The organism is Pseudomonas sp. GD03842, assembly GCF_029841165.1.
Classification (GTDB): Bacteria; Pseudomonadota; Gammaproteobacteria; order Pseudomonadales; family Pseudomonadaceae; genus Aquipseudomonas.
Genome location: NZ_JAOCEA010000012.1, coordinates 1 through 12,338, shown reverse-complemented (window position 1 = coordinate 12,338; position 12,338 = coordinate 1). Strand labels below are relative to the sequence as shown.

The following is a 12,338-nucleotide window of genomic DNA, read 5'->3' as shown; positions in this document are numbered from 1 at the left end:
CGTATCGACAGGCTTTGAGCATTGGCAATCATGACCACAGAGGCAGAGACAGCGGCCGCCGAAATGGCAGCCGAAGGCTATTTCAGAATCGCGTTGGGCGTTGAGTACAAGGGCTCGCGTTACAGTGGCTGGCAGCGCCAGTCCAGCGGTGTGCTGACCGTTCAGGAGACTTTGGAAAATGCCCTCTCGAAAGTGGCGGATTCGCCTGTGTCGCTGATGTGCGCCGGACGTACCGATGCAGGCGTGCACGCCTGCGGCCAGGTGGTGCATTTCGATACTCAAGCCATACGCAGCATGAAGGCCTGGACCATGGGCGCCAATATCAACCTGCCCCATGACGTCAGCGTCACCTGGGCCAAGGAGATGCCCGCGCATTTTCATGCCCGCTTCAAGGCCATCGCCCGCCGCTACCGCTATGTGATTTACAACGACCAGATTCGACCGGCGCACCTCGGTCAGGAGATCACCTGGAATCACCGGCCCCTGGATGTCGCACGGATGGCGCTGGCGGCCGAGTGTCTGGTAGGAACGCACGACTTCAGCGCGTTCCGGGCAGGCCAATGCCAGGCAAAATCCCCGATCAAGCAGATTCATCATCTGCGCGTGACCCGTCACGGTCAGATGATCGTGATCGACATACGCGCCAATGCCTTTCTGCATCACATGGTCCGCAACATTGCGGGCGTGCTCATGACCATCGGGGCAGGAGAGCGGCCTGTGGAATGGGCTCGCGATGTGCTCGAGAGCCGTGTTCGCCGGACGGGCGGAGTGACCGCTCACCCATTCGGTCTGTATCTGGTGCAGGTCGAGTATCGCGACGAGTTTCCGCTGCCCGAACGTTACATAGGGCCGCATTTTCTTACAGGGTTCACCGAACTTGACGGCTGACGCCCGGAGTAGCATTTGCTAACATCCGGGGCTTTCGCAAGGCTAGAGGTATTCACGACATGTCAGCCGTTCGCAGCAAGATTTGCGGGATTACCTGCATAGAAGATGCGCTGGCCGCTGTCGATGCGGGAGCTGACGCCATCGGCTTCGTCTTTTATTCCAGAAGCCCTCGGGCGGTGACGATCGAGCAGGCGCAGGCGATCATCGCTCAGTTGCCACCTTTCGTCAGTACGGTCGGTCTGTTCGTCAACGAAGACCGGGAAAGCCTCGAGGCGCTGCTCGAAGCGGTTCCTCTGGACCTCATTCAGTTCCACGGCGACGAAACTCCGGAGCAATGTGAGGGGTATCTTCGTCCGTGGATCAAAGCGTTGCGGGTGCAGGCTGGCGACGATATTGCCGCCAGTTGCGACCTCTACCACAAGGCCAGCGGCATCCTGCTGGACACGTACGTCGCTGGGGTCCCGGGTGGCACGGGCGAAGCCTTCGATTGGGCACTGATTCCTAATCATCTGAGCAAACCGATCATACTCGCCGGCGGTCTCACCTCGGCCAACGTCGCCCAGGCCATTGCCCAGGTGCGGCCGTACGCCGTGGATGTCAGTGGCGGAGTCGAGCGAGCCAAGGGGCTCAAGGACCACGACAAGATCCGTGCTTTCATGAGCGCTGTGCATGGGGCCTGAGGGTTTTCGCCACGGCGTCGGCCACCGATGTGACGGCAGATCGCCTGTCGCCGTCCACTAGCCTGCGGCGACCGAAATGCGGTCAGTAGCCGCCAGGATTGAACGAGCGACGACGCGAGGCGTCTCGCAGCAAGGAATAAGCGCGGTATCCGGATCACTGGCAGGTCAGGCACGAAGGCCGACCGTGTAAGGGATGCGGTACCGCACATGAATTGGGTTTAAGGGCCTGCGCGTGGCATTGTTCGCCATTGCGCTCACCCCACCGGTACTGGAGAAAGAAAGCATGAGCAACTGGTTGGTAGACAAACTGATCCCCTCGATCATGCGTTCCGAGGTCAAGAAAAGCTCGGTACCTGAAGGCTTGTGGCACAAGTGTCCGTCGTGCGAGGCGGTGCTCTATCGTCCAGAGCTGGAGAAGACCCTGGACGTCTGCCCCAAGTGCAATCACCACATGCGCATCGATGCGCGTGCACGTTTGAATATTTTTCTGGATGCCGAAGGTCGTCAGGAAATCGGCGCTGATCTGGAGCCGGTCGACCGTCTGAAATTCCGTGACAGCAAGAAGTACAAGGATCGCCTGACCGCTGCGCAGAAGCAGACCGGCGAGAAGGACGCACTGATTTCCATGAGTGGCACGCTGCTGGGCATGCCCGTGGTGTGCAGCGCTTTCGAGTTCTCGTTCATGGGCGGGTCGATGGGCGCGATCGTCGGCGAGCGTTTCGTGCAGGCGGCCAATTACGCGCTGGAAAATCGCTGCCCGATGGTCTGCTTCGCTGCCTCCGGCGGTGCGCGGATGCAGGAAGCGTTGATCTCCCTGATGCAAATGGCCAAGACGTCGGCGGTGCTTGCGCGCCTGCGCGAAGAGGGCCTGCCCTTCATTTCCGTATTGACGGACCCTGTCTACGGCGGCGTATCCGCCAGTCTGGCGATGTTGGGTGACGTCATCGTCGCCGAGCCTAAAGCCCTGATTGGGTTCGCCGGTCCGCGCGTGATCGAACAGACCGTTCGGGAGAAGCTGCCCGAAGGCTTCCAGCGCAGTGAGTTCCTGCTGGATCACGGCGCCATCGACATGATCGTCCACCGTGCCGAACTGCGTCCCCGTCTGGGCAATCTGCTTGCGCAGATGATGAACCTGCCGACGCCGAAATTCGTTGCACCGAAACTCGAGCCGATCGTGGTTCCGCCAGCACCGGCGAACGTATGACCGCACGCTCTCTGGGCGATTGGCTCAGCTACCTGGAGCAACTGCATCCTTCCACCATTGACATGGGGCTGGAGCGGTCGCGCCAGGTTGCGCACCATTTGGGTCTCGGTCGTCCGGCGCCCCGCGTCATCACGGTGACGGGGACGAACGGTAAAGGCTCAACGTGCGCGTTTCTGGCTTCGCTTCTGCAGTCCCAAGGCCTCAAGGTCGGCGTGTACAGCTCGCCGCACCTTGTCCGCTACAACGAGCGTGTCCTTGTGCAAGGTGCCGAGGTCTCCGACGAGGCCCTGTGCGCTGCCTTCGACATGGTGGAGCAGGCACGGGGCGATATCTCCCTGACCTACTTCGAAATGGGTACGCTCGCGGCTTTCTGGTTGTTCGAGCAGGCTGCGCTGGATGCTGTCGTGCTGGAAGTGGGACTGGGTGGGCGGCTGGATGCAGTGAACCTGATCGACCCGGACATGGCGCTGGTGACCAGCATCGGCGTCGATCACGCCGAATGGTTGGGTAACACCCGTGAGTCGGTGGCATTCGAAAAGGCCGGTATCTTCCGCGCGGGCCTTCCTGCCCTCTGCGGCGACCTGGACCCGCCGCAGCCCTTGCTGGCGCAAGCCGCTGCGTTGCACTGCCCATTGTCGCTGCGAGGCCGCGACTTCGACCTGACGATTGGCGCCGAAAGCTGGAACTGGTTCGGCACCGACGCAGGCGGTCAGCGTGTCGAACTGCGTGGCCTGCCTTTGCTCGACCTGCCCATGCAGAACGCCGCACTGGCGCTGCAGGCCTATCTCTTGTCGGGGCTTCCTTGGCAGGAAGCGTCCATTGGTACAGTGCTGGCGCAGACCCAGGTGACCGGTCGGCTCGATCGTCGGACCGTCGAATGGCGGGGCAAGACGTTGCACCTGTTGCTGGATGTCGGTCACAACCCTCATGCGGCTCACTTCCTGGCTCAACGTCTGAAGCAGCGCCCGGTGGCGGGCAGACGTCTGGCCGTGTTCGGGCTACTGGGCGACAAGGATCTGGACGGCGTGCTGGCCGAACTCGGCGACGGTTTCGACCATTGGGCTGTCACGCCATTGCCGACGCCGCGCAGCCGTTCGGTGCAGGAAATTGCGGAGGCCTTGCAGAACCTTGGCGCTGACGTGGCGTCCTACTCCAGCGTCGCGCAGGCCTTGGAGGCTCAATGCGCACGGGCGACAGAGGACGATGAAATCGTTCTGTTCGGGTCTTTTTATTGCGTCGCCGAAGCTTTGGAATGGCTGGCGAACACGTCACGGAGGAAGTGACACATGGCTTTGCTGGATAGGGCGTACAAGCAGCGCATGGTGGGTGCTCTGGTGCTCATCGCCATCGCGGTGATCTTCCTGCCGATGCTGTTTTCCCGTCAGGACGAGGCCCGCCATGTGCAGGTCGAGGCGCCGGCCGCGCCTCAAGCGCCTGCAGTCGCTCCGGTCAAGGTCGAACCGGTCACCGTGCCTGAACAGCAGCCGCTGACACAGGAGCCCGTGCCTTCCGACGAGGAAATCGCCCAGCCTGTGCAGCCGCCAGCGAGCCAGCAGCCACCGTCGATGCCTATTGCCCCTGCGCCCGCACCCGCAAAACCTGCGGCCGCTGCGCCCGCGGTCAAGACCACGCCTGTTCCCACGCCGTCAAAGCCTGCGACCTCGGCGCCCCCCGCGGCTGCGACGTCGCCTGCGCCGCTGTCAGCCGACACCAATCGGGTCGACGCCAATGGCCTGTCGATCACCTGGGCGGTGCAAGTGGCGAGCCTCTCCAACCGGGCAAACGCCGACAACCTGCAAAAAACCTTGCGTTCCCAAGGCTACAACGCCTACATCCGAACCGCCGATGGCGTCAATCGGGTGTTCGTCGGTCCGTTGATCGAGCGCGCTGAAGCGGATCGTCTGCGTGATCAGTTGAACAAGCAGCAGAAGCTCAATGGCATCGTGGTGCGCTTCCAGCCGGAGCGGAAGTAACCCAGGGCTCCGCCTGTCCGGCAGCGTCGGTCGATTGGCCCTCCGGCCATCGCTGCCGCGGGTGTGGCGAACCCTTGCCCCGGCCTGTCCTGTTCAGGATCCCAAAGTCCAATCATTCGCCTTAATTGCCGACGACGATCAATCCCCGCTTACCGGCGGGCCAGTGCTCTGCTAAAATGCGCCGCCTCATCAGTCTGTAGGCTGCAACGTGTCATTTACTCCGGTTGACTGGGCGATCATTGCGATTGTCGCCATCTCCGCTTTGATCAGTCTCAAGCGCGGCTTCGTCAAGGAAGCGCTGTCCTTGCTGACCTGGATCATCGCAGGTGTCGTCGCCTGGATGTTTGGCGGTTCGCTGGCCCAGTATCTGGTCAATTACATTGAAACACCTTCGGCACGCGTGATTGCGGGCTGCACCATCCTTTTCGTCGCCACGTTGTTGGTCGGCGCCATGGTCAACTTTCTTATCGGGGAACTGATTCGGGTCACCGGGCTGTCCGGAACCGATCGTTTTCTGGGTATGGTTTTCGGGGCGGCGCGCGGCGGCCTGCTGGTCGTCGTTGCGGTAGGGCTGTTGAGCCTGGGCCCGGTACAACAGGATCAATGGTGGCAGCAGTCCAGACTGCTGCCACAGTTCGTGATGGTCGCTGACTGGTCGAAAAACCTGATTCTCGGGATGTCCAGCAAGTGGCTAGCCAGCGGGGTCAGCGTACCTGTTGATATCCCGTTCAAGGATCACCTCCTGCCTTCGGTAGCACCGCAGGATGTGATCGGTAAATCCAGTTCCACTAAGTAGGGGTTGTGTCGCATGTGTGGCATCGTCGGTATCGTCGGCAAGTCGAACGTCAATCAGGCGCTGTATGACGCGCTCACCGTCCTCCAGCACCGCGGCCAGGACGCTGCCGGTATCGTGACCAGCCATGATGGCCGGTTGTTCTTGCGCAAGGACAACGGTCTGGTCCGTGACGTCTTCCAGCAGCGCCATATGCAGCGTCTGGTCGGTCACATGGGCATCGGTCATGTCCGTTATCCAACGGCGGGCAGCTCGACCTCGGCCGAGGCCCAGCCGTTTTACGTCAACTCGCCGTACGGCATCACGTTGGCACATAACGGTAACCTGACCAACGTCGAGCAGTTGGCCAAGGAGATTTACGAATCCGACCTGCGCCACGTCAACACCAATTCCGACTCGGAAGTGCTGCTCAACGTCTTCGCCCACGAACTGGCCGTGCGCGGAAAGCTGCAACCGACCGAAGAAGACATTTTCGCTGCCGTGACTGACGTGCATAACCGCTGCCGTGGCGGCTACGCCGTGGTGGCGATGATCACCGGCTACGGTATCGTCGGTTTCCGTGACCCGGACGCCATCCGCCCGATCGTGTTCGGTCAGCGTCACACCGACGAAGGCGTCGAGTACATGATCGCGTCGGAAAGCGTGTCGCTCGACGTGCTGGGCTTCACCCTGATTCGTGACCTGGCGCCGGGCGAGGCGGTGTACATCACCGAAGATGGCAAGCTGCACACCCGCCAATGCGCCGCCAACCCGCGCTACGCGCCCTGCATCTTCGAACACGTCTACCTGGCGCGTCCGGATTCGATCATCGACGGTATCTCGGTTTACAAGGCGCGCTTGCGCATGGGCGAAAAACTGGCCGACAAGATTCGCCGCGAGCGTCCGGACCACGACATCGACGTGGTGATCCCGATTCCCGACACCAGCCGCACGGCGGCGCTCGAGCTGGCCAATCACCTGGGCGTCAAGTTCCGTGAAGGCTTCGTGAAGAACCGTTACATCGGTCGGACGTTCATCATGCCGGGGCAGGCCGCGCGCAAGAAGTCGGTGCGCCAGAAGCTCAACGCCATCGAGCTTGAGTTCCGCGGCAAGAACGTCATGCTCGTCGACGACTCCATCGTGCGCGGCACCACCTGCAAACAGATCATCCAGATGGCCCGTGAAGCCGGTGCCAAGAACGTTTATTTCTGTTCCGCGGCCCCGGCCGTACGCTTCCCCAACGTCTACGGCATCGACATGCCGAGTGCTCATGAGCTGATCGCTCACAACCGTACCACCCAGGACGTGGCCGATCTCATCGGTGCCGACTGGCTGGTCTATCAGGATCTCACCGACCTGATCGAGGCGGTCAGCGGTAGCAAGAAGATCAAGATCGATAACTTCGATTGCTCGGTCTTCGATGGCAAGTACGTGACCGGTGACATCGACGAGCATTACCTGAACAAGATCGAGCAGGCGCGTAACGACGCGTCCAAGGCCAAGAATCAGGCAGTCAGTGCGATCATCGATCTGTACAACAACTAATTCTGACAAGGAGTGAGCGGCATGACTCAGCAATGGGATGCCGGTCGACTGGACAGCGATCTGGACGGCGTGGGTTTCGATACCCTCGCCGTACGGGCAGGCCAGCACCGTACGCCGGAGAGCGAGCACAGCGATCCACTGTTCTTCACCTCGAGCTACGTCTTCCGCACGGCCGCCGACGCGGCCGCCACGTTTGCAGGCGATAGAGCGGGCAACGTCTACTCGCGCTACACCAACCCGACGGTGCACGCGTTCGAGGAACGCATCGCCGCGCTGGAAGGTGGCGAGCAGGCGGTCGCGACATCGACCGGCATGTCGGCGATCCTGGCGACCGTGATGAGCCTGTGCAGTGCGGGCGATCACGTCCTGGTCTCCAAGAGCGTGTTCGGCTCGACCATCAGCCTCTTCGAGAAGTATTTCAAACGGTTCGGCGTGCAGGTCGATTATGTTCCGCTGGCCGACCTCGCCGGCTGGGATTCAGTCATCAAGCCAAACACCCGGCTGTTGTTCGTCGAGTCGCCTTCCAATCCACTCGCCGAATTGGTGGACATTGCGGCGTTGGCGGAAATCGCTCACGCCAAGGGTGCGATGCTGGTGGTCGATAACTGTTTCTGCACACCGGCTTTGCAACAGCCTCTGCGCATGGGTGCGGATGTGGTGGTGCATTCGGCGACCAAGTTCATCGATGGCCAGGGCCGTGCAATGGGCGGTGTCGTGGTTGGTCGTAGCGAGCAGATGAAGGAAGTGGTTGGCTTTCTGCGCACGGCAGGCCCGAGCCTGAGTCCGTTCAATGCCTGGCTGTTTCTCAAAGGGCTCGAAACCCTGAAGATCCGCATGCGCGCGCACTGCGAGAACGCGCTGGAGCTCGCGCAGTGGCTGGAGCAGCAAGACGGTATCGAGAAAGTCCACTACGCCGGTCTCGAAAGCCATCCGCAGCATGACCTGGCCAAGCGTCAGCAGAAGGCCTTCGGCGCGGTGGTCAGTTTCGAAGTCAAGGGTGGGAAGGAGGGCGCGTGGCGCTTCATCGACGCCACCCGGCTGATTTCCATCACGGCGAACCTCGGCGACACCAAGACCACCATCACCCACCCGAGCACCACGTCCCACGGCCGTTTGTCGCCGCAGGAGCGTGAAGCCGCCGGTATCCGCGACAGCCTGATCCGGGTCGCCGTGGGTCTGGAAGACGTGGCTGACCTGAAGGCTGACCTGTCGCGTGGCCTGGCTGCATTGTGAGTGAGGCCGTGACTGAGTTGACGATGGATCCTGCCCGAGTGCACAACGGGCGCGTGGCGCTGGTCACCGGCGCGGCGCGGGGGATCGGCCTGGGCATCGCTGCCTGGCTGGTCACCGAGGGGTGGCAGGTGGTGCTGACGGATGTGGACCGCAAGCGAGGCGAAATCGTCGCTGGCGTACTGGGGGACAACGCGTCCTTCATCGCAATGGACGTCGCCAGTGAAGAACAGGTGGCCGCGGGCGTTGCCGAGGTGCTCGGCATGTTCGGGCGTCTGGATGCGCTGGTGTGCAACGCTGCGGTCGCCGATCCACGCAATACCGTCCTGGAAAGCCTCGCGCTTGCGCAGTGGAACCGTGTCCTGGCGGTAAACCTGACCGGCCCCATGCTGCTGGCCAAACATTGCGCGCCTTACCTGCGTGCCCGCGGCGGCAGCATCGTCAATCTGAGTTCGACCCGCGCCCGCCAGTCGGAGCCCGACACCGAGGCATACGCAGCGAGCAAGGGTGGCCTCCTGGCGCTCACTCATGCTCTGGCCATGAGCCTCGGCCCGCAAGTGCGGGTCAATGCCGTCAGCCCTGGCTGGATCGATGCAAGAGATCCTTCGCAGCGGCGAGCCGAGCCATTGTCCGATGCCGACCATACGCAGCATCCGGCTGGCAGGGTAGGGGCGGTGGAGGACGTCGCGGCGACCGTTGCCTGGCTGTTGTCGAGGAATTCAGGGTTCGTGACGGGGCAGGAGTTTGTCGTCGACGGCGGCATGAGTAAAAAGATGATCTATGTGGAGTGAAGCAGCGGCAAGCTTCAAGCTCAGAGAAAAAACAAAAGCGAACCCGGTATTCGCTTTTTTGCTTTTAACTGGCTGGTTATAGCTTGCAGCTAAAAACTGCTTTTTTAAAAAAACTTCAAGCAGGCTATTGACTTAGGTTTGGCACCTGCGTAAATTTCGCGGCCTCAGCGAAGCAAAGGGTGATTAGCTCAGCCGGGAGAGCATCTGCCTTACAAGCAGAGGGTCGGCGGTTCGATCCCGTCATCACCCACCATCGTTGAGAAGCTGTTTGAAACGCTGAAGGTTACTGAGATTCAGCAGGACACATGTCCACCACTGCGCAGCGGTAGTTCAGTCGGTTAGAATACCGGCCTGTCACGCCGGGGGTCGCGGGTTCGAGTCCCGTCCGCTGCGCCATATTTTACGAATCGGATGTTTCCGGTTCGAGACCGTTAAGCGAACGCTTCTGGTCAGAGTCATTGAAACTGGCACTTCAAGCTGGTTTCGACAGAGTTAAACAGATGCAAGTCTGTGCGACACGCAGCGGTAGTTCAGTCGGTTAGAATACCGGCCTGTCACGCCGGGGGTCGCGGGTTCGAGTCCCGTCCGCTGCGCCATATACAGTTTCAAGGCCCCTTGAACACCTTGAAATGACAAAGAAAGCGACCTTGGCGTCGCTTTTTTTGTGCCTGCGATTTAACCCCCTCGTTGAGCACTGCGGATGCGGTGCTGCGCTGCGTCCCGATAAATGCCATGATTGGCGGCTTGTTTGAGCCGCGCTGATTTCGACTTTGGAGAGCTGGACCATGGGCATGAACCAAACCATCACTGTGATCCCACCGGGCGTACCGTTGACGGGGCATGTCGCGCCACCAGGCTCGAAGTCGATTACCAACCGGGCGCTGCTGCTGGCGGCTCTGGCTAAAGGCACCAGTCACTTGCGCGGCGCATTGAAAAGCGATGACACCCGGCACATGTCCAATGCGCTCCGGCAAATGGGCGTGGTGATCGAAGAGCCGGACGACACCAGCTTCGTCGTCAACAGCAAAGGCAGTCTGGACGTTCCAGAAGGTCCTCTGTTTCTGGGCAACGCTGGCACCGCAGTGCGCTTCCTGACGGCTGCGGTCGCGACGGTCAATGGCACGGTGACCCTGGATGGCGACCATTACATGCAGAAGCGTCCCATTGGGCCGCTGCTGGAATCACTGCGCAAAGGCGGCCTGAGTGCCCAGAGCGCCACCGGATGTCCACCGGTGGTCATTCAGGGCAGCGGCGCCATCAAGGCGACGCGTTTTGAAATCGACGGTGGTCTGTCCAGTCAGTATGTTTCAGCACTGCTGATGGTCGCGGCCTGCGGGGCCGCCCCAATCGAAGTCGCCCTGACCGGCAAGGAAATCGGCGCTCGCGGCTACATTGACCTGACCCTGGCCTGCATGCGCGCCTTCGGCGCCGAGGTCGAGGTCGTCAGTGATGCGCTGTGGCGTGTTTCGCCGACGGGTTATACCGCGTGCGATTATCAGATCGAGCCTGACGCTTCCGCCGCCACTTACCTCTGGGCTGCTGAAGCCCTGACCGGTGGGAAAATCGATTTGGGCGTCGCAGCCCAGGCGTTTACCCAGCCAGACGCCAAAGCGATGGAAATGATCGCCCAATTTCCTCATATGCAAGCGGTGATCAATGGCTCGCAAATGCAGGATGCCATTCCGACGCTGGCCGTTCTGGCGGCTTTCAATGAAACGCCGGTGCGTTTCGTCGACCTGGCCAACCTGCGGGTAAAAGAGTGTGATCGCGTGCAGGCGTTGTACGACGGCCTCAACCAAGTGCGGCCGGGCCTGGCAACGGTCGAGGGCGATGACTTGCTGGTGGCTTCCGATCCGGGATTGGCGGGCACGGTCAGCGCGGGGTTGATCGACACCCACTCCGACCATCGGATCGCGATGTGTTTTGCGCTCGCCGGGCTGAAAGTGTCGGGCATTCGCATTCAGGATCCGGAATGCGTAGGCAAGACCTATCCGGGTTACTGGCGTGCGCTGGAGTTTCTCGGTGTGCGGCTGGAGCGTGGCGTGGTCTGAAGGCCCCTGGACCGTCAGTCGATTCCTGCCCCCGTTCGACGGCGAAGGAGGGCGGTCATTGTGCCGCCTTGTTCCTCAACTCCCCGCCCGGCGCCCTTTGCAGCACGCCGAGCGGTTGTGGATAACGTGCTGCGGCGTCAGGGTTGCAAACTGCGCGTTGATCCCATGCAAGGCTTTGTTGCAGACTTACCGGCGTTTTCTCCGGTCTACTGTTCTGTTGACCTATTTCCCGGGATGTTCGATGTCTAGATTACTGAGCTTTCGTACCGCGTGCTGGGTGTTCGCCCTGCTGGCTGCCGCAGGCTGCTCGTCCAAGAAGCAGGCTGTCTACGAACATGAAAACTTCGATGATGCCGGGACCTTCTCACGCAATTACCCGGTGTCCGATGCGGCCACTTGTGAAGCGGCACGGCGTGCGCTCCTCAGTCAGGGGTACATCATCACGAGCAACGATCCGAAGATGATCGCCGGTCACAAGAGCTTCCAGCAGACCGGCGAGACACACATGGAGATCAGCTTCAATGTGGTCTGTGCCGCAGATGGGGCTGCCGATGGTAAGGCGACCATGTTCGCCAATGCCCTGCAGGACCGTTATGCGCTGAAGAAGGTGAACAACTCGGCCAGTCTTGGCGTCGGGGTGCTCGGTTCGGTGTCGATGCCGATTGGCTCGACCGACGACTCCATGGTCAAGGTGGCCAGCGAGACCGTGGCATCACCCAAGTTCTACGACCGTTTCTTCGCGTTGGTGGAAAACTTCCTGCCGCCTGAAGTCAAGCAGGCTGCGCACATAGAAGAGAAACCCAAGACCGATCTGGGCATGCCCGAACCTGCTGCCGGAAAGGCTTCCGCGCAAGCAGAGCCTCCCGCTCAAGCCGAACAGAAGCCAGCCGAAGCGGCTGCCGTCGCGCCGGCTGCATTGGCCACGCCGACGACACCGCAAACTCCGGCAGCCGAGCAAGGCAGTGAGCCGATGCCGGCCCCGGCGGAGCCCGAGCCGGTCAAGGTCGAGACAACCGAACCCGCAGCGCAAGCCCCGGCCGTAGCGCCAGCTCCTCAAGTAGCGCCAGCCCCTCAAGCTGAAACGCCGCCGGTGACCTCGCCGACGCAGTGATCCAGACAATCGCGTTGTATCAGGCAAACCGCGTCGTTTGGGTTTGCTGCCGCTGCGCGCCAGATCGCGGGCAAGCGCGCTCCTACGGGTTAA

The 12,338-nt window shown here is 61.3% G+C and carries 10 protein-coding genes, 3 tRNA genes and 1 pseudogene; all 14 read left to right on the top strand.

The genetic code is table 11. From position 1 onward, the window contains the following. Positions 1-63: 63 nt before the first annotated feature. The 14 genes and pseudogenes from truA to N5D61_RS17275 all read left to right on the top strand — a co-directional run bounded on the left by truA (position 64) and on the right by N5D61_RS17275 (position 12,245). Positions 64-888, top strand: a complete 825-nt coding sequence (gene truA, locus N5D61_RS17340; RefSeq protein WP_108237313.1) for a tRNA pseudouridine(38-40) synthase TruA — start codon at positions 64-66, stop codon at positions 886-888. A gap of 59 nt (positions 889-947) precedes the next feature. Then, positions 948-1,568 (top strand): phosphoribosylanthranilate isomerase, encoded by a 621-nt coding sequence (locus N5D61_RS17335; protein ID WP_108237119.1) that lies wholly within the window; start codon positions 948-950, stop codon positions 1,566-1,568. A gap of 283 nt (positions 1,569-1,851) precedes the next feature. Beyond that, a complete protein-coding gene (gene accD / locus N5D61_RS17330; protein ID WP_108237312.1) occupies positions 1,852-2,772 on the top strand; it encodes an acetyl-CoA carboxylase, carboxyltransferase subunit beta in 921 nt (306 codons plus the stop codon). Continuing rightward, a pseudogene (gene folC / locus N5D61_RS17325) lies at positions 2,769-4,075 on the top strand (bifunctional tetrahydrofolate synthase/dihydrofolate synthase). The gene accD and the pseudogene folC overlap by 4 nt, the downstream one beginning before the upstream one ends. Beyond that, positions 4,059-4,745, top strand: coding sequence for an SPOR domain-containing protein (locus tag N5D61_RS17320; RefSeq protein ID WP_279893656.1), 687 nt, complete (start codon positions 4,059-4,061; stop codon positions 4,743-4,745). Before folC ends, N5D61_RS17320 begins: the two are co-directional and overlap by 17 nt. Before the next feature lie 208 nt (positions 4,746-4,953). Then, complete coding sequence (locus N5D61_RS17315; protein WP_108237116.1) at positions 4,954-5,541, top strand: CvpA family protein; 588 nt, start codon at positions 4,954-4,956, stop codon at positions 5,539-5,541. 12 nt (positions 5,542-5,553) lie between these two features. Further along, the gene (gene purF, locus N5D61_RS17310) at positions 5,554-7,062 is read left to right on the top strand and encodes an amidophosphoribosyltransferase (RefSeq protein WP_108237115.1); all 1,509 of its coding nucleotides are present in this window, start codon (positions 5,554-5,556) and stop codon (positions 7,060-7,062) included. A gap of 21 nt (positions 7,063-7,083) precedes the next feature. Further along, positions 7,084-8,295 carry an O-succinylhomoserine sulfhydrylase gene (locus N5D61_RS17305; RefSeq protein ID WP_279893655.1) on the top strand — a complete coding sequence of 404 codons (1,212 nt, stop codon included), beginning with the start codon at positions 7,084-7,086 and terminating at the stop codon, positions 8,293-8,295. A 23-nt stretch (positions 8,296-8,318) separates the two neighbouring features. Beyond that, the gene (locus N5D61_RS17300) at positions 8,319-9,083 is read left to right on the top strand and encodes an SDR family oxidoreductase (protein WP_108237113.1); all 765 of its coding nucleotides are present in this window, start codon (positions 8,319-8,321) and stop codon (positions 9,081-9,083) included. Positions 9,084-9,260: 177 nt separating this feature from the next. After that, positions 9,261-9,336 (top strand) — tRNA-Val (locus N5D61_RS17295). A 66-nt stretch (positions 9,337-9,402) separates the two neighbouring features. Beyond that, positions 9,403-9,479 (top strand) — tRNA-Asp (locus N5D61_RS17290). A 123-nt stretch (positions 9,480-9,602) separates the two neighbouring features. After that, a tRNA-Asp gene (locus N5D61_RS17285) sits at positions 9,603-9,679 on the top strand. A 189-nt stretch (positions 9,680-9,868) separates the two neighbouring features. Beyond that, a complete protein-coding gene (locus N5D61_RS17280; protein ID WP_279893654.1) occupies positions 9,869-11,134 on the top strand; it encodes a 3-phosphoshikimate 1-carboxyvinyltransferase in 1,266 nt (421 codons plus the stop codon). Between the two features lie 241 nt (positions 11,135-11,375). Next, positions 11,376-12,245, top strand: a complete 870-nt coding sequence (locus tag N5D61_RS17275; protein ID WP_279893653.1) for a DUF2242 domain-containing protein — start codon at positions 11,376-11,378, stop codon at positions 12,243-12,245. Positions 12,246-12,338 lie beyond the last annotated feature (93 nt).

Coding starts and splice junctions, on each gene's coding strand:
- N5D61_RS17305 (WP_279893655.1), top strand. CDS start 7,084: ATGACTCAGCAATGGGATGCCGGTCGACTGGACAGCGATCTGGACGGC.
- N5D61_RS17300 (WP_108237113.1), top strand. CDS start 8,319: ATGGATCCTGCCCGAGTGCACAACGGGCGCGTGGCGCTGGTCACCGGC.
- N5D61_RS17275 (WP_279893653.1), top strand. CDS start 11,376: ATGTCTAGATTACTGAGCTTTCGTACCGCGTGCTGGGTGTTCGCCCTG.
- purF (WP_108237115.1), top strand. CDS start 5,554: ATGTGTGGCATCGTCGGTATCGTCGGCAAGTCGAACGTCAATCAGGCG.
- N5D61_RS17320 (WP_279893656.1), top strand. CDS start 4,059: ATGGCTTTGCTGGATAGGGCGTACAAGCAGCGCATGGTGGGTGCTCTG.
- N5D61_RS17335 (WP_108237119.1), top strand. CDS start 948: ATGTCAGCCGTTCGCAGCAAGATTTGCGGGATTACCTGCATAGAAGAT.
- truA (WP_108237313.1), top strand. CDS start 64: ATGGCAGCCGAAGGCTATTTCAGAATCGCGTTGGGCGTTGAGTACAAG.
- accD (WP_108237312.1), top strand. CDS start 1,852: ATGAGCAACTGGTTGGTAGACAAACTGATCCCCTCGATCATGCGTTCC.
- N5D61_RS17280 (WP_279893654.1), top strand. CDS start 9,869: ATGGGCATGAACCAAACCATCACTGTGATCCCACCGGGCGTACCGTTG.